This is a genomic window from Novosphingobium sp., assembly GCF_027489515.1.
Taxonomy (GTDB): domain Bacteria; phylum Pseudomonadota; class Alphaproteobacteria; order Sphingomonadales; family Sphingomonadaceae; genus Novosphingobium.
Map to the genome: position 1 here is coordinate 1 of NZ_JAIXZS010000022.1, position 16,961 is coordinate 16,961.

At 65.0% G+C, this 16,961-nt stretch carries 16 protein-coding genes; 3 read left to right on the forward strand and 13 right to left on the reverse strand.

Annotation, left to right across the window (positions count from 1 at the left end; genetic code table 11):
• Nucleotides 1-62: 62 nt before the first annotated feature.
• From Q0082_RS03690 to Q0082_RS03735, 10 genes are all read right to left on the reverse strand, one after another.
• Nucleotides 63-2,150: a PQQ-dependent dehydrogenase, methanol/ethanol family gene (locus Q0082_RS03690; RefSeq protein WP_298190044.1), complete on the reverse strand. Its 2,088-nt coding sequence runs from the start codon at nt 2,148-2,150 to the stop codon at nt 63-65.
• 101 nt (nt 2,151-2,251) lie between these two features.
• Entirely contained in the window at nt 2,252-3,817 is a 1,566-nt protein-coding gene (locus Q0082_RS03695) for an AMP-binding protein (RefSeq protein WP_298190045.1), read from the reverse strand.
• A gap of 7 nt (nt 3,818-3,824) precedes the next feature.
• A complete protein-coding gene (locus Q0082_RS03700; RefSeq protein WP_298190049.1) occupies nt 3,825-4,610 on the reverse strand; it encodes a glutathione S-transferase family protein in 786 nt (261 codons plus the stop codon).
• Nucleotides 4,610-5,377, reverse strand: coding sequence for a glutathione S-transferase family protein (locus Q0082_RS03705; RefSeq protein WP_298190051.1), 768 nt, complete (start codon nt 5,375-5,377; stop codon nt 4,610-4,612). Before Q0082_RS03705 ends, Q0082_RS03700 begins: the two co-directional genes overlap by 1 nt.
• A gap of 199 nt (nt 5,378-5,576) precedes the next feature.
• Nucleotides 5,577-5,936, reverse strand: coding sequence for a hypothetical protein (locus Q0082_RS03710; RefSeq protein WP_298190054.1), 360 nt, complete (start codon nt 5,934-5,936; stop codon nt 5,577-5,579).
• Nucleotides 5,936-6,346 carry a cytochrome c gene (locus Q0082_RS03715; protein ID WP_298190056.1) on the reverse strand — a complete coding sequence of 137 codons (411 nt, stop codon included), beginning with the start codon at nt 6,344-6,346 and terminating at the stop codon, nt 5,936-5,938. Before Q0082_RS03715 ends, Q0082_RS03710 begins: the two co-directional genes overlap by 1 nt.
• Nucleotides 6,343-7,929: an FAD-binding oxidoreductase gene (locus Q0082_RS03720; RefSeq protein ID WP_298190058.1), complete on the reverse strand. Its 1,587-nt coding sequence runs from the start codon at nt 7,927-7,929 to the stop codon at nt 6,343-6,345. The genes Q0082_RS03715 and Q0082_RS03720 overlap by 4 nt, the downstream gene beginning before the upstream one ends.
• Before the next feature lie 66 nt (nt 7,930-7,995).
• A complete protein-coding gene (locus Q0082_RS03725) occupies nt 7,996-8,493 on the reverse strand; it encodes a DUF3237 domain-containing protein (RefSeq protein WP_298190060.1) in 498 nt (165 codons plus the stop codon).
• Nucleotides 8,494-8,504: 11 nt separating this feature from the next.
• Complete coding sequence (locus tag Q0082_RS03730; protein WP_298190062.1) at nt 8,505-10,688, reverse strand: PQQ-dependent dehydrogenase, methanol/ethanol family; 2,184 nt, start codon at nt 10,686-10,688, stop codon at nt 8,505-8,507.
• Nucleotides 10,673-11,542: a hypothetical protein gene (locus Q0082_RS03735; protein ID WP_298190064.1), complete on the reverse strand. Its 870-nt coding sequence runs from the start codon at nt 11,540-11,542 to the stop codon at nt 10,673-10,675. The genes Q0082_RS03730 and Q0082_RS03735 overlap by 16 nt, the downstream gene beginning before the upstream one ends.
• A gap of 67 nt (nt 11,543-11,609) precedes the next feature.
• On the opposite strand from Q0082_RS03735, the gene Q0082_RS03740 reads away from it, so the two are divergent.
• From Q0082_RS03740 to Q0082_RS03750, 3 genes are read left to right on the forward strand one after another with little or no spacing between them, the layout of a single operon-like run.
• Nucleotides 11,610-11,999 (forward strand): nuclear transport factor 2 family protein, encoded by a 390-nt coding sequence (locus Q0082_RS03740; protein WP_298190067.1) that lies wholly within the window; start codon nt 11,610-11,612, stop codon nt 11,997-11,999.
• Nucleotides 12,000-12,013: 14 nt separating this feature from the next.
• Nucleotides 12,014-12,469, forward strand: coding sequence for a nuclear transport factor 2 family protein (locus Q0082_RS03745; protein WP_298190070.1), 456 nt, complete (start codon nt 12,014-12,016; stop codon nt 12,467-12,469).
• A 7-nt stretch (nt 12,470-12,476) separates the two neighbouring features.
• Nucleotides 12,477-13,217: an SDR family oxidoreductase gene (locus Q0082_RS03750; protein ID WP_298190073.1), complete on the forward strand. Its 741-nt coding sequence runs from the start codon at nt 12,477-12,479 to the stop codon at nt 13,215-13,217.
• On the opposite strand, the gene Q0082_RS03755 is transcribed toward Q0082_RS03750, so the two are convergent.
• The 3 genes from Q0082_RS03755 to Q0082_RS03765 all read right to left on the reverse strand — a co-directional run.
• Nucleotides 13,214-14,683, reverse strand: a complete 1,470-nt coding sequence (locus Q0082_RS03755; protein WP_298190080.1) for an aldehyde dehydrogenase — start codon at nt 14,681-14,683, stop codon at nt 13,214-13,216. The genes Q0082_RS03750 and Q0082_RS03755 overlap by 4 nt on opposite strands.
• 19 nt (nt 14,684-14,702) lie before the next feature.
• On the reverse strand, nt 14,703-15,119 hold the full coding sequence (locus tag Q0082_RS03760) for a nuclear transport factor 2 family protein (protein ID WP_298190075.1): 417 nt from the start codon (nt 15,117-15,119) through the stop codon (nt 14,703-14,705).
• A 168-nt stretch (nt 15,120-15,287) separates the two neighbouring features.
• On the reverse strand, nt 15,288-16,961 hold a 1,674-nt coding region (locus Q0082_RS03765), incomplete at its 5' end, for a TonB-dependent receptor (RefSeq protein ID WP_298190078.1).

Consider the following 16,961-nt stretch of genomic DNA (forward strand, 5'->3'; position numbering starts at 1 on the left):
GGGTAGAGTTTGGTCATGGGTCTCTCCGTCCTCTATTGATTGTTCTAGGTTATAGCAGTTTCTTAGCGCGATGCCAGCGCCTTGTCCTCGTTGGCACGCTTGATGAGATACATGCGGATCGCCTCCGCGTCAGCGGGCTTCAGCGCCGACTTGAACGATACCATGCCCAGCTCGTGGAGCTGGCCGCCGATCACCACGGCCTTCAGCGCCTCGGCCGAATTGATGATTGCCGAATGGCGCAGATCGGGGTTCAGCCCGCCCGAAACCGCCGCATCGCCGTGGCAGACCGAGCAGTAGCGGCCATAGAGCTGCCCGCCCTTGGTTGCCTGCGCCACCGTGCCGGTGAGCGGGGGCGGATCGAGGACCATCTGGTTCATTGGCGGTGCTTCGGGCAGCTGGCCCTTGGCGCCGAGCTTGAACACGAGGAGGCGGCTGATGTTGCGCGTCGTGCCCGCCTTGTCGGCCAGCACGCCGGTGGCGATATCCCAGACGCCGCCCCACCCGACGAGGATCGCGACATACTGCTCACCATCGATCGCATAGGTCATCGGCGCGGCGATGATGCCCGTCTGCGCCGGGAACGACCACAGCTTCTCGCCCTCGTTCGCGGTGTAGGCGACGAACTCGCCTCCCGCCGTGCCCTGGAACACAAGGTTGCCCGCGGTCGAGAGAACGCCGCCATTCGACGGCCCCTTGAGATCGACCTTCCACGCCGGCTTCCTGTTCGCGACATCCCACGCCACCAGCTGGCCGGTGGTCGCCGCCTTGGCGCCTTCCTGCGCCTTGAGGTCTGCCGGCATGGCCACGGCATAGCCGTCGAGCCCCGTCTGGAACCCGATATCGGTCGGCTTCCAGCCCGCCGCCGCCATGTAGGGGAACGCAGCGAGATTGGTCGGGATGTAGAGGTAGCCGGTCTTCGGGCTGTAGCTCTGCGGCTGCCAGCTGTGCGCGCCAACCGCGCCGGGCAGGCTGATGAACGGCTTGCCGGTCTTCTCGTACTGCGCATCCGGGTTGATCGTCGGGCGCCCGGTCACGGGATCGATCGCGGTTGCCCAGTTCACCGGCACCCACGGCGTTGCCGAGAGGAACTTGCCCGTCTTCACGTCGAGCACATAGACATGGCCGTTCTTGGGGGCATGCATCGCGACATGGCGCTTCTCGCCGCCGATCATCACATCCGCGATGGTGATCTGCTGATCCGAGTCGAAGTCCCAGCGGTCTTCCGGCGTCTCCTGGAAGTGCCACACATACTGGCCGGTGTCCGCATTCACCGCAACGATCGACGAGGTGTAGAGGCTGTCGCCCTCACGCCCGTTCGCCGCCGGATTCCACGGCTCGGCATTGCCCGTGCCGAACAGGACGAGATTGGTTTCGGGATCGTAGGTGATCGAATCCCACACCGTACCGCCACCGCCAAGGGTCCACCACTTGTTGCCCCAGGTCTTGGCCGCCGCCTCGTGCGCCGCCTTGTTGAGGCCCTCCACACCGAAGCCCTTGGCCGGATTGCCCGGCACCGTGTTGAAACGCCAGACTTCCTTGCCCGTCTCCGGATCATAGGCTGAAAGGTAGCCGCGCGCCTTGTATTCGGAGCCCGCCGCGCCGATCAGCACGCGGCCCTTCACGATGCGCGGCGCACCGGTGATCGTGTAGTCGGTCTGGTTGGGAACGGTGACCTTCTCCCAGATCACCTTGCCGGTCTTCTGGTCGAGCGCGATGAGACGCCCATCGAGCGCCGCCACGAAAACCTTGTCGCCGAAGAGCGCGACGCCGCGGTTCACCGCGTCGCAGCAGGTGCGAACCAGCGTCTCGCGCGGTACCTTGGGATCATAGGCCCAGAGCGGCTTGCCGGTCTTCGCGTCATAGGCCTTCACCATCGACCACGCGGTCGAGACGTAGAGCACGCCGTCATGCACCAGCGGGGTCGCTTCCTGCCCGCGCGCGGTGTCCATGTCGGCATACCAGGCAAGGCCCAGCTGATCGACGTTGTATTCGTTCACCAGGGTCAGCGGCGAATAGCGCTGCTCGGCATAGTCGCGGCCATAGCTCAGCCATTCACCCGCCGGCACGTTGCGCAGCATCGCCTCGGTCACCCCGGCCATCGCGCCGGATTGGGCGACGGCTCCCGCCGAAAGCGCCAGAACCGATGCCATGGCCAGCTTGCGAACAAACGATATGCGCATACGTGTCACCCTCTCCAACCTGCCCGGCGCGTTCCCGGATCACTTTAATCGCCTGTTTAATCCACCCTGCTTCAATTCACCATACGCTGCGCATCGCCCCAGTATTTTTTACGCAGCGCCTTCTTGTCCATCTTGCCCGCGGCGGTGCGCGGGATCGCGTCGATGAATTCGACGGACTTCGGCGCCTTCACCCCGCCCAGCCGCTGCTTGGTATAGGCGATGATCTCGTCCCCGGTGATGCCTTCAGCGACAACAACGGCATGGACCTGCTCGCCCCACTTCTCGTGCGGGATGCCGAACACGCAGGCCTCGCGCACTTGCGCCAGTTCGGTCACCGCCGCCTCGACTTCGGCGGTGAACACATTGAATCCGCCCGAGACGACCATGTCCTTCTTGCGGTCGACGATATAGAGATAGCCGTCCGCATCGAACTTGCCGACGTCGCCGGTGTGGTGCCAGCCAAACTTGCGGATTTCGGCGGTCTCTTCCGGCTTCTCGAAGTAGGAGTGCGTCACCAGCGCGCCGCGCACGCAGATCTCGCCCGCCTCGCCAAGCGGCATGTGGTTGCCGTCGTCGTCCATCAGCGTGACCTTGATCGAGCGCGTCGGCTTGCCGCAGGACGCCAGCTTCTCGGGCGCTTCCTTGGCAAAGCGCGCGACGTCCTCGGGCGGGAACCACGCGACGATCATCGGGCACTCGACCTGGCCATAGGCCTGGCACATGCAGGGCCCGAAGATCTCGACTGCCTGACGCAGCTTTTCAGGGCTGCACGGCGATCCGACGAGGATGAAGATCTTGAGGCTCGAATAATCGTGCTTGTCGATCTCCGGGCTTGCCAGGCACTGGTACATTGCCGTCGGCGGCAGGTACATGTGCGTGACCTTGTACTTCTCGATCGTACGCAGCACGTCCTCGGCATCGAAGCCCGGCAGGATCACCTGCGTCGCACCCAGGCTCAGCGTGGAAAGCGCAATTGGCCCCGCCGCATGGGTAATCGGCGCGGAGACCAGCGCGACCGGGTTGTCGGTGCGCCCGCCCATGCCGTCTGCCGCGGTCTCGATCATCGTGCCCCAGCCGAGGTTGGTCACGTTGGCGCCCTTCGAGGGGCCAGTCGTGCCGCCGGTCGGGAAGATGCCGACCATGTCCATGAGGTTGCCGAATGCGTCGGTCTCCGGCTCGACGAAATCGGCCTCGCTCACCCCGGCCACGAACTCCTCAAGGCTGGGATCATCGCCCATGCGTTTGTCGAGGCAGACGAAGTGCTGCAGCGTCGGGCACAGGTCCTTCAATTGCTGCACTTCGCCGGCCTTCGAGGAGTGATAGACCATCCACTTCAGCCGCACATAGTTGATATAGGCCGCGTTGGCCTCGATAGCGTTGCGCGTGTTGACCGGGATCCACTTGCCGTTGGCGCGCCACATCGCCAGCACAACCACCAGCAGCATACCGTCATTCGGACCGTAGAGCCCGAGCAGATCCTGGTTCTCGAAGCCGCCCCGCTGCAGCGCGGCCGCCACGCGTTCGGTCAGCGCCTTGGTCTCGGCGAAGGTCAGCTTGAGCCCGCTCTCGGTATCGATGATCGCGAGGCGCTGCGGGTCACGATCGTGGCCGCGGTCAAAATAGTCGATGGCACGCATTGTGCTGTTATCCCCAACGGTTGATTTCAGGGCCCGGGGCCCAGGAACGGAGCGGCTCGGCACAGTTTGCCAGGGCCGATGCGGAAACGACGCAAGGCCGCGCGGCGACACGGGCAAGCCATGCGCGGGTCAGCGGCCTTCCTGCAAAGGCTTCGGGGCGGATCAGTTCCATCCCTGCCAGCCAGCTGTAGGTGACAAGATCGGCAATCGAGAACGCGCCCATCAGGAATTCGCGGCCATCGGCCAGCTTGTCCTCGCAGCGCTGCGCGGCCTGATCGACCTTGGCCTCGCTGTCCGCGACCTGCGCAGGATCGACGGCGCCTTGGTGCAGCGCCTGCCACCGCGCCCGCAGATCGTCGGAGACGATCAGATCGGTCAGCGCTGAAAAATCGTCTGCCGGTATCGCAGCAATTGCCGCCTGCGAATGCACCAGATTGCCCAGCAGCGCCGCCGCCGGCGAAAGCCGCTCGGTGATCTGGCGGCACCACATCAGCATTTCCCAATGTGCGTAAGGATCGTCGGGCTGGAGCCCGCAGCCTCCCGCGAGCTCATCGAGATACTGCGCAAGGAATACCGATTCGGACATCGCCTCGCCGGCGATCACCAGCACCGGCCCCTCGCCCTCGATGCCGAGATCGAGCGCCAGCGGCTCCGCAACACCGGGCAGGCGATGCCGCGCGCCGCGCAGCATGTCGATCGGCTGACAGGGAATATCGAGCCCGCTTTCGGCCAGCGCCGCCAGCACGGTCAGCGAAGCGCCATTGGGCTCGCCGTGATAGAGGATCGGGCCCATCAAATGATCCCTTCCATCACGAGGCTGTAGCGCGCCGCCATGTCGGTCTTGCCCATTGCCCAGGTCTTGCCCACCGCCTCGCGCTCATAAACGCGCTTCAGCCAGCGCATGATGCCTGGCGTCTTCTCCTTGCTGGCGAGATCCGGCTGCGTCAGCGGCAGCGAATACGTCGAGTTGAAGATATTGATATCGGCAAGGCTGTACTGGTTCGATCCGACATAGTCGCGCTTGCCCAGCTCTTCCTCGAGCTTTGCTACGCCCAGTGCCACGCGGCGGCGGCTTTCGGCCATTTCCTCCGCGCTGAAATCACCGTTGATCGCCTTCTTCCACGCCCGGCGACGCTCGGGCAGCGGGATGCGCTCGATCGCGGCAGCAAGCTCCTCGGGATCACGCTCACGCACGCGCGGGCCGACGAAGACGCTCCAGCCGATCATCGAGAAGCTGGGGCCAAGCCACTGGTCCATGAACTTCATCCACCAGCGCACCCGCCAGCGATCCTGCGCATCCGCCGGCATAAGGTCCGGCCCGGGGAACGCCGCGTTCACATATTCCATGATCGCGGTGCTTTCGGTGAGCACGCGCGAACCGTGCGTCATCGCGGGGATTGTCCCCTGCGGATTGATCGCGAGATATTCGGGCTTGTGCTGGTCGAACTGCAGCATGTCGATGTAGTGGCTGGCAAAGGGTACGCCCTTCTCCATCAGCGCCAGCATCGGCTTGCCCGAATTGGCGTTGGGCTCCCAGTGATAGAGCGTCACATCGGTCATGCTGGTCTGGCCATGGCAGCAAGCTCTCTCCCGACTCCGGACACGCGGAGCTGATTGTTAGTGTTGCTTACTAAATCAGCCCGCCTGACGGTTCAAGCAGTCCTGCCCGCAGAGGCAGATCACAACATCCGCTTAGGCGCAGAAAGCCCGCCGCGCTAAGCGCTCCCGAGCAGTCAAGTTTCACGCAGAGAAACAGCCCCTAGCGCGCCACCATGCTCCAGCGCAGCAGGCCGTCATGTCCGGACAGCGGCGCCGAGGTCCGCGTCTCGGCGGTCCGCCGCAGGCCCTGCTCTTCCAGCAGCCCGCGCAGCACAGTCCAGTCGCTCCACCGTGTCAGCCCCTCGATGCGCGTTGCATCGGTGAGCGCGGCATGGGCCTCGCGCAGCGACACGGCAGCAAGGTCGATCCCCCGCCCGCCCGCAAAGCTGGCGGATTCGGCAAGCCGGCTGTCGTAGACCACCACGGCCTCAGCCTGCGCCGCCTGTGCCGCGACCGGCACCGCCGCCACCGCGCCGGCCAGAACGCCGCTCTTGAGCACGTCGCGCCGGGTTGTCCGCATCAGCCCGCCTTCCCGAGATACTTCGAGACCGCCTCGAGTTCGGCTTCGGTCACATCGACCTTCGTCTGCGCCGGCATCGCGCCCTTGCCCATGCGCACGACGCTCTTCACGTAGTCCGCGGTCAGATCGGTGCGGTTGGCGAGGAGGCCCTTGTCCGGCGTCTCGCCCATCATCATGCGCTGCTTGGTGAGAAGATTGGTCCCCATCCCGCCGACAAGATGGCAATAGCCGCAGTGCACCTCGAACAGCACCTTGCCGTCCCCGCCTGCCTTCAGCCGGTCACCTGCAGGCGGTTCGGGCCGCAGGATGTAGGGCGGCATCATCATCGGAGGCGCATCGGCCAGCACGGCACCGCCGCCTGCCATCGCCAGCCCCGCAACCAGCACCATGCGCGAGAGCGTCCTCGTCATGCCTTGCCTCCCACGTTCCCGGCCCGCTGCGCGGCATAGGCCGCCGGCCAGATCCCCTGCTTGCCCGGCGCAACGATTCCATTGGGATCAAGCGCGTTCTTCACCTTCTCGGTCATCCGCCGCAGCGCCTGATTGTTGAAACCGAAGGTATCCGCCACCGGGTCCATCCACCCGAGGTGCGTGCGATACTCGGCATAGCCCGCTTTGGCGGTCTCGGAGATCAGTGCGTCAAACAGCCGGCGCATGTTCGCGACCATCTCCGGCTGGTCGCGGTCATACATCAGCATGTTGATATTGTTGGCAAAGCGCCCGCCGATGGTGAAGCTCGCGTAGAAGTCGACATCATGGTCGGCGATGATCTTCCGGCTGCGCTTCAATTGATCCATCACGTGCGTGCCGGTCGCGGGCACCACCGGCGAGAAGCCCATGTGCGCCCCGCGCCCGCCGATCCAGTCGGACATCTGCAGCGGCACGGCAGAAGGCACGCCCATCGTGGTCTCATACTGGCCGATCGGATCGCCGGTACGCCACCAATGCTCGGCAGGTGCCGCATCGAGATGCCGCTTCATCGCCGCCTTGACCACTTCGGCGCGCGCCTTGACCACCGGCTCCTCGCCATAAAGCCGCAGCGCCACCTGCCAGTAGCCGAGCTTGTACTGCTTCAGCAGCTCCTGCACCCGCCATTCGGGGATCGCGCCGGGCTTGTCCCAGAAGTCCTTGCGCTGGCCCTTCAGCACCATCTTGCCCAGCCACGAAGGCACGAACACGTTCTGGTCGATCAGCCCGGAGATCTTGAGCGGGGCAATCGTGTCGATCACCCAGGCGATGTCCTCCTCGTTCGGGATATCCCACACGATCTCGAGGCTGGTCTCGGGCGCGGGCTGCAGCCACACCCCCGCCTTGGTCACCACGCCGAGGTTCGATTGCGTGAACGCCAGATCGAACGTCGGGCCATAGCTGAACGGAAACAGGTGCCAGGCGGGGTTCCCCTCCATTGCGCCCATGCCGGTGCGCACCAGATCGCCATCGGGCAGCACCGCCTCGATTCCGCAGAGGTTGCGCGCATGGAGCCCGTACGACGTGTAGCCGATCCCGTGATCAAGCGCGTTGCCCAGCACCGACCCCCAGGCATTGCCCGGTACCGAAAGCCATAGCGGGGCCTTGGCGCGCTGGATCGCCTCATAGAGATCGAAGAAGCCGACACCGGGCTCTACCACGCAGTACGAAAGCTTGCTGTCGAGTTCGAGGATCCTGTTCATCCGCCCGAGGTCGAGCACGATCGAGCCCGCCATGCGCGGCGCGGCGGTGCCGTATCCCAGGTTCTTGCCGCGCGCGACGGGCCAGAGCGGGGTCTTGTGCTCGTTCGCCAGCCGCACGATCGCGCACACTTCCTCGACGCTCGCCGGCGCAATTGCCGCACCCGCCGGCCATTCCTCGGAAGAGCCCGGCGCATAGACATCCGAATAGGCATCGCGGTCGGCATCGCTCGCCATGACCCAGTCCTTGCCCACCACCTTCGCCGAGGCGGCCAGCATGGCATCGAAGGTCTTGGGGCTGACGCGGGGCGGCAGGTGCAGCTTCACCGGCGGTATTCTCCCATGGATATTTTCTACCAATTGTTAGCGTTTTGCCGCGATGGTGGGCGCTAGTCAAGTGAGGGCGTAGTACCGCACATGGTTTCCATCCGGCCGCCGCTCGCCGACGCCGATGAACACGTGCCGCGTCAGCCAGTCATGCGGGCCCTTGCTCGTCTCGAAAGTCGGCTGCGCGCGCAGGTAGTATTCGGCATGCGGCACTGGCGCCCCGCCAGCGAAAGCCCAGTTCCGCAGCCGCTCCATGGTCCCGGGCTCGCGCCCCCAAAGGAACCCCTTGTTCTGCATGTAGATCAGCGTGCCATCATCGACCTCGAGCATGTAGCGGGCATCGAACACCGCCGTGTCGTCGGGCCGGAAGAAGGCATAGTCCCCGCCCGAATTGGGCACCGCCCTGCCCTTCAGCCGCGGCCCCTCGAACTCACCGCCATCGACATAGACCGCGCTGCGCATCCCGCCCGTCGGTACATCGGGGATCGCCTGCACCCGCGTGAAGCGCAGCGTGCAGGCAAACGCGAACTCCAGCCGCGGGTAGTCGAGTGTCGAAAAGTCCATGGAGCTGCCCTTCAGTAATTGGAGAGGATCGTCAGGCTCGGTCCATCCAGCGGCTTGCCCGCCTTCACCTTCGCCAGTTCATCGCTGCGCGTCTGCTTCTGCTGGTCGATCAGATAGGCGTGGATCGCATCGGCATCGCCGGGCGAAAGCACGTCATCCCAGCGCGGCATTCCGCCCGGCACGAGCGCTCCTTCCAGCACGATCTGGCGGAACATTGCGTGCGTTCCCGGCTGCATCCGCCGCAGGTCCGGCGTGATCGAGCGGTGCCGGTTGGCATGGCAGATCGCGCAATTGCCAAAGAACAGCCCCCGCCCCCGCGCGATAGTCTCCGCCGTCACGCCTGCCGCCTGCGCCGGCGGCTCGGGCGCGACTTCAAGCGGCGGCAGCAGCGGCGGCTGTTCCACCTTGCCCCCACCAAGCTTGAACACCAGCAAGCGGTTCAGATTGCCCCGGTCATAAGCCGCCGCATAGCGCGGCACGAACGGAAACCCGCCCCCGCCCCAGCCGGCCATGACCGCGATATACTGCACCCCGTTCACTTCGTAGGTCATCGGTGCGGCCATGATCGGCGTGCCCGTCTCGATGGTCTTCAGCACCTTGCCGGTCTTCGTATCGCGCACATAGAGCCGCCCGCCCACATCGCCGTGGATCAGCAGCCCCGAGGCCGTCGTCAGCACGCCGGCGCGGTCCTGCCAGCCAGCCGTGTTCGCCGCCCACACCGTCTTGCCCGTCAGCGGCTCGATCGCGCGGATCTGCCCGGTGCCCGGATCACGCAGCGCCTCGGCATAGGCAGGTAGCGCGCGCACCGCATCCGCCATCGGCGCGGGAAACGTCGCCAGCGCATCCTTCACATCAGTCGTGAAGATCAGCGCCGCATCGTTATTGAGCCCGCGCGCCTTCAGCGGCTTCTGCCCCGGCGTCATGAAGATCAGGTTCCCGAGATCAAGCACCGCCGCATAGTAGAGCCCGGTCGCCGGATCGAACGAGGCCGGATGCCAATTGCGCGCGCCCGGCGTTGCGGGGAACACGATCTTCGGCCCCACCGTATAGTCGCTCTCTTCCGGCGTCAGGACCGGCCGCCCGGTCGCAGGATCGATCCCCTTGGCCCAGTTCATCCGCACCAGCGGATTGGCCTTGATGAGCTTGCCGCTCGCCCGGTCGATTACATAGAGAAAGCCGTTCTTCGGCGCATGGAGGATTACCGAACGGTCCGCGCCATCCACCTTCAGATGCGTCAGGATCAGCGGCTGGGTCGAGGTGAAGTCCCAGTTGTCCCCCGGCGTTTCCTGATAGTGCCAGACCATCCGGCCCGTCTTCGGATCAAGCGCCACCAGACTGCCGAGATAGAGGTTGTCGCCCCCCGCCGGGCTGCGCTTCGAGGTCGCGTAAGGACCGCCATTGCCGGTGCCGACGAGCAAGTACCCCGTCTCAGGATCGAACGCGATCGCATCCCACGGCGCGCCGCCGCCGCCAATGTCCCAGCGGCTCTTCGGGTCCCAGGTCGCCAGCGCCTTCTCAAGCTCGGGCGTCTCCTGCGGCCCGAGTGCGGGATCGCGCGGCACCACATGCCAGCGCCAGCGCAGCTTGCCCGTATCCAGATCGAGCGCCGTGACATAGCCGCGCACATCGTATTCCGCGCCCGCCATGCCGATCACCACAACATCGCCCGCGATCTCTGGCGCCCCGGTCGAATTGTCGCCCTTGCGGCGGTCCTCGATGAAGTCGGTCTTCCACACCACCGCGCCGGTCTTGGCATCGAGCGCATAGAGCCAGCCGTCGAGTGTCGCGACGTAAACCTTGCCGCGCGCGACAGCCACGCCGCGGTTGACCATGTCGCAGCACGCCGTGCGATTGAGCTGCATGTCGATCTCGGGCTCGAAGGCCCAGAGTTGCTTTCCGGACGCCGCGTCAAACGCGTAGGCCCGCCCTGCCACGCCCGAAGTATAGAGCACCCCGCCGACCATCACCGGCGTCGCTTCCATCCCCCGCGCAGTGCCAAGTTCGGCCTGCCACGCGAGGCCCAGCGAACCGACGTTCTGCGCGTTGATCTGGGTGAGCGCCGAATGATGCGTCTTGCCCGCATCCCCGCCCGGGCTCGCCCATTCACTGCCTGCGCCCACCATCGGAGGCGCGGCGCCCAGAGCGCAGGCTGCCAGCGCCGCAAGAACAAGCCGCCGGATCACAGCGCGTCCCACGGGCTCGGCATCCGGTAGGGCACCGTGATGAAGTTCGCCTCGATCTGCTCGATCATTCCGTGGTCGATCTTGAACAGCTCCGAGATGTAGAAGCTGTGCGGCCGCCGCACCGGGCTCTTCACCGTCCGGCCGTCGGTCAGCTGATATTCGTCGATGCGGCCCGAATGATCGATGAAGCCATAGGCCAGCACTAGGCCCCTCTCCTCGTCCACCAGCGGAAACCGGCGCGCGCGCAGGTCGTCGTCGTAGCGGTAGTTGCCCATGCGGAACTGCTCCTCGCAGCCCAGCGCAGAGACCGGCACGATCTTGGCGAAATCCGGATTTCGCGTTGTCTGCACGCCGTTTTCCACGCGGTTGCAATCGGGGTGGAACCTGGTGTGGATCGTCCCGTCGTTGCGCTGGAGCGTATCGAAGTAACCGTTCGAGAGCGCGATCATCTCCGCGCGCGAGACCGGGGCCACCACCTCGCGGTGCAGGATTGGCTTGTCCCAATAGCGCGGGTTCTCGAACTTGATGCCGCTGTCCGATTGACGCACGATCAGCATCTCGCATTCGGCAATCGCGCCAGCCTCATCGATCTTCAGCCGCAGCGTGAAGGCCGATTCCTCGATCGCTTCGATCACCGTGCCAAAGTAACCAACTTGTCCCGTGTGAACATCGGCAAAGCGCAGCTGGTAGTCGCCCAGCTTCTGGATCGTTCCCCAGACGCCGTCGCCGATCTCCAGCATGACGTTGTTTTCGCTGTGAAAAGCATCCGACGCCCAGGTCAGCCGGGTGTGATCGCCCGCATTCAGCGCGGCGAGGAACGTGTCGAGTGCTGCGTAAAGACCAGCGCGGTCCATGATCTCTCCCATCAGGCTTTGACGCCCTTCGATTTCCGGCATACCGTATCAAATGTTAGAATAAAAGGGGGGAGAGTCGATGGCGCGCACCGCCGCCGAACAGGCCAACCACGATCTCGTGATCGAGATGTACCACAAGGTCCTCATCGCCATGGATAGCAGCGCGGTGGACCGCTATATTTCGCCCGATTACATCCAGCACTCCATGCTTGCCCCGCCCGGCGTCGATGCGCTGAAAGCCTTTCTCGACCATGTGAAGGTGGAATCGCCCGATGCGAAGCAGACCATTCACCGCAGCTTTGCCGAAGGCGACCACGTGATCGTCCACACCCATGTCGAGCGTTGGTCGGGCGATCCGGGCCTTGCCGTGGTCGATATCTTCCGCTGCGAAGGCGGCATGATCGTCGAGCACTGGGACGTGCTGCAGGACGTGCCCGCCAACCCCGTCAATCCCAACTCGATGTTCTGAACAAGGAGCCTCCGATGCGCCTCGCTGCCTTAGCCGCTCTCGCCCTCCTCACCGCGCCCGGCCTTGCCGAGGCCAAGACGTGCAAGCTCACTCCCAAGCAGGTCGTGACCCAGTTCCTCCACGAATTCTACATCGAGAAGAAGGTGCGTTCCTCGTTCGAGAAGTGGGTCGATCCGGGCTACATCCAGCACAACCCCTATGCGCAGACCGGGCGCGAGGCGGCCATCGCGTTCCTCACGAAATTCGTCGAGGGCAACCCCGGCCAGCGCACGAAGATCCACCGCATCATCGCCGATGGCCACCTCGTCGCCGCGCACAGCCACGGCTGGCAGGAAGACGGCACGCCCGAACAGAAGCGCGGCTTTGCCGTGGTCGACATGTTCCGCGTGCAGGGCTGCAAGGTCATGGAGCACTGGGACGTGATCAGCCCCGTTCCGGAAACGTCCGCCAACACCAACACGATGTTCTGAGGGCCCGATGCGATTTCAGGACAGATGCGTCGTCATCCTCGGCGGCAACGCCGGGATCGGCCTCGCTGCAGCGCGCATGTTCGCCGCCGAGGGTGCCAAGCTCGCAATCACCGGCCGCAACCGCGAGACCTTGGCCGCCGCCGCCGAGGAACTCGGCGCACTCGGCATCGCCAGCGACATGGGCGATGTGGTGCAGACCCAGGCCGCGCTTGCCGAGATCGAACACACGCTTGGCGGGATCGACGTGCTCTTCGTCAACGCCGGTGTCGGCGGGTTCGCCGCGATGCCGCACGTGACCGAAGAATTCTGGGACGGCATCCACAACGTCAACCTGCGCGGCGCCTTCTTCGCGATCCAGAATGCGCTGCCCCTGCTGCGCGATGGCGGCGCCATCGTCATCACCGGCTCGATCGGCAGCGAACTCGCGCTTGCCGGCAACGTGGCTTATGCTTCGGCCAAGGCCGGCCTGCGCGCCATGGCCCGCACCGTCGGCAAGGAACTCCTCCCCCGCCAGATCCGCGTCAATATGGTCAGCCCCGGCCCGACCGAGACCGAGATCTTCAAGCGCGGTGCCAGCGAGGCCGAGATCGAGGCGACGCGCGCGATGCTCGGCGGTGTGGTCCCCTTGGGCCGCATGGGCGAGGCAGAGGAAGTCGCCCGCGCCGTCCTCTTCCTCGCCAGCAAGGAAGCCAGCTTCATCAACGGCGTCGATCTCTACGTCGACGGCGGCTGCGTGGAACTGGGCTAGAGCGCGCTCGGCACCCCATCGAGCAGCAGCGTCTTCACCTCCAGATAGGGCATGAACCCCTCGCGCCCGCCCTCGCGGCCGATGCCCGATTGCTTGAACCCGCCATAGGGCAGGCCGAAATCCATCCTGAGGCCGTTCTGCCCAAACCCACCCGTGCGCACGCGGCGCCCGATCCGGTATGCCGCATCGACGTCATGCGTCAGCACCGAGCCGTTGAGGCCGAACTTCGAATCGTTGGCAATGCGGATCATGTCCTCTTCGTCCTCCGCCGGAATCAGGCTGAGCACGGGTCCGAAGATTTCCTCCTGCGCGATCCGGCTGTCGTTCGGCACATTGGCGAACAGCGTCGGCTCGATGAAATAGCCCTGATTGAGGTGCGCCGGCCGCGCCCCGCCGCAGACCAGATCGGCCACCTTGCGGCCTTCCTCGATATACATCTCCACCCGGTCGCGCTGGCGCTTCATGGCGAGCGGCCCGAGCTGGGTTGCGGGAACGTCCGAGTGCCCGATCACCACCTTGCGCATCTCGCCGGCAATCGCATCGGCCAGTTCGTCATGCCGTGCGCGCGGCACGATCACCCGGCTCAGCATCGCGCAGACCTGCCCGCTCATCATCGTGATCGTGCCGGTCAGCAGCTTCGCCGCCGCATCGATCGGGAAATCATCAAGCACCAGCGCGGCGGACTTGCCGCCCAATTCCAGTGTGCAGCGCGCGATCCGCTCCCCGCAGACCGCTGCGATGCGCTGCCCCGCCACGGTCGAGCCAGTGAAGCTCACCTTGTCGACGCCGTGGTTGCACACGAGATGGTCGCTCGCCTCGCGGTGCCCGGTCACGAGGTTCACCACCCCCGCCGGGAGCCCCGCCGCTTCCGCCGCCTCGGCAATGATATAGGCTTCCAGCGGCGTCTCGGGCGAAGGCTTCATGATCACCGGGCAGCCCGCCAGCAGCGCATAGGCCACCTTGTTCGCCATGATCCCGAACGGCCCGTTCCACGGCGCAATCGCCGCGACCACGCCGACCGGCTCATGCACCACGAACCCTGCCGCCGCGCCCATGCTCGGCCGCTGTTCGACAAAGGCGAAACCCTCCGCCATTGCGGCAATGCCTTCGAGCACCGCCACCGATCCGGCATGCATCGGCCCGGCGAAGCTGGCGAGACCACCCATCTGCGCCGTCCAGCACCGTGCCAGTTCGTCCACTCGCGCGCGCAGATGGCCCACCAAGCGCCGGAACGCGGCAATGCGCTCTGCGGGTGCCATGCATGGCCACGGTCCATGGTCGAACGCGTCCCGCGCGGCCGCGACCGCCGCGTCCATGTCCGCCTCGTCCGCTTCGGCCACGCGGCCCACCACCTGTTCGGTATCAGGCGAAATCAGCGCAATCAGCCGTCCGCTGTGCGCGGGCACCCAGCGGCCACCGATGAAGAGGTGTTCGGGATGCGCAATGGCAACGCCCTCGGGAAGCAGGGTCATCGGTCGGGTCCTCTCAGGCGGTTTCGGCAAGCGGAGGCGGCAGGGCGCATTCGACCTTCTCGATCCGTCCGCCGCGCGTGGTGTAGAAGATGAACTGGCGGATTTCCTGCACTTCGCCCGCTTTGATCGGGAAAAACCCGGTCGCGCCCTTCGCATCGAGCGCCTCGCGCGTCAGGTCCGTCTTCGCGGCGATCCGCACGATCGCATCGATCGCGGTGCAGGTCTCGCCCGCCGCAAAATTGAGGATACGCACGTTCTCGTCCACGTTGTCGTGCAGCCAGGCGTAAAAATCCTTCAGCTCCTGCCGCGAGGTGATGACGATGCCGAAGAATTCCATCTGCGGCGGATCGACATAGAAATCCGCAACCCCATCATAATCGCGCGCGTTGAACGCGGCGAGATAGCGGTCGTAGGCGGCCCGATCGAGCATCGCGCAGTCTCTCCCCTTGGTTCTGGCCGGATTCGGCTCCGGTCAACCCTAACAAATGATACGATCAACGCAAGCGCACTCCCGCTCGCCAAGCAAAAAGGGCCAAACAAAAAGGGGCAGCCCTTGCAGGCCGCCCCTTTCCCCCCATGACCGGGAATCCCGTCTGGATCAGAACTTCTTCTGGACCGTGAGGCCCCATTCGCGCGGACGGCCGACCTGGCTGTAGATCGTGCCAGTGAACGCCTGCACCGCCGCAAAGCGATAGGGCGTGTAGTACTTGTCGAACAGGTTCTGCACTTCGAACGAAACCGAGAGATCTTCGTCCTTATTGCGCCACGTCAGGCGAAGGTTGCCCAGCGTATAGGCCGCCGCATAGTCGATCGGCGCACCACCGGCGATGCGGCCGATGTTGTTCCTGCCGAAGTAGCTGAGGTCGAAGCGCGGCGTGATCGAACCCGCCTTGCCGAGCTCGGCGCGGTACTGCACCCCGAACGCCCACTTCCACTTCGGCGTCGCGATCGGATCGCTGAGCAGCACGGCATTGCCGACGCGCGGATCGATGCGCGACCATTCGCCGTCGAGGTAGCTGACCGACCCGTCGAACGCGAGCCCTTCGATCGGATTGGCCTGGATCTCGAGCTCGACGCCCTTGATCTTGCCGTCACCCGCATTCTGGCGCGCACCGCACGGCGCGTTGGAGCCGAGCGAGGCGCAGCTGATCAGCGGCAGCTGCACGTCCTTGTAGTCGTTGTAGAAGCCCGCGATGTTCACCCGCAAGCGGCGGTCGAACAGGTCGGTCTTGAGGCCCACTTCGTAGGCGGTCACGGTTTCCGGACCGAAGCTGCCGTTGAGCGCCTGCGGTGCGTCGAACGGACGCGCCGTCACGCCGCCGCCCTTGAAGCCGGTGCCGACCGTCACGTAGGCCAGAACCTGCGGACTGAAACGGTAGTCCGCCGAAACGCGCCAGTCGACCTTGTTGCCATCGAACGTCGCCTTCACGCCGTTGAGCGCGCCGAGGAAGTACGAGACCGTACCGTCATAGTTCTGACGGATGAAGGTGTAGTCCTTGTGCTCCTCGGTGTAGCGCAGACCGCCGGTCAGCGTCAGCGCTTCGGTCGGCCGCGCGATCACCGTGCCGAACACGGCCTTGCTGTCCGCATTCACCGGATCGTTGCCGGTGAACTGGAAGTTCAGGCCCGGTGCGATGTAGCGGATGTCCTGCCGGGTGAAGTAGGTCGAGCGCTGGTCCGAATAGAACCCGCCCAGCGTGAAATCGATCTTGTCACCGATCTTGCCGTTGAAGCGCAGTTCCTGGCTGAAGAACCAGAACTTGAGATCGTTGTAGCCTTGGCCGACCACGTTGAGATCGGGCGTGAAGTCGTCGTCCGTGCCCCACTTCTGGCGGTATTCGCGGTAGGCGGTGATCGACTGGATGTTGAAGTTGTCACCCAGCTTGAACGTACCGTTGCCCGAAACGCCCCAGCCGGTGAACTTCACGCGATTGGGCATGTAGTACCCGTCCTTCACCTGGCCCCACGGCCCGGGGATCGACAGGCCCGGCGGCGGCGTGTTGCCCTTGGCGTAGAAGTTGGCGAAGGTGCAGAAGCGGCCGCACAGGTAGGTGCTGCTCACCCGCGCCGGGTTCACCGAGGTGACGACTTCGGCGGCATTCGTGCGGTTTTCGTAGGTATAGTCACCCGCGACGATGTAATCGATGGCATCGTTCGGGTTGTAGCGCAGCGAGGCGCGGATGCCGGCGTAGTTGCGCTCGCCCAGCTTGTCGATCAGGCAGCCCTGCCCGCTGCTCGGCCGCGCGCCGATGCCCTGCACGTTGTTGGGATA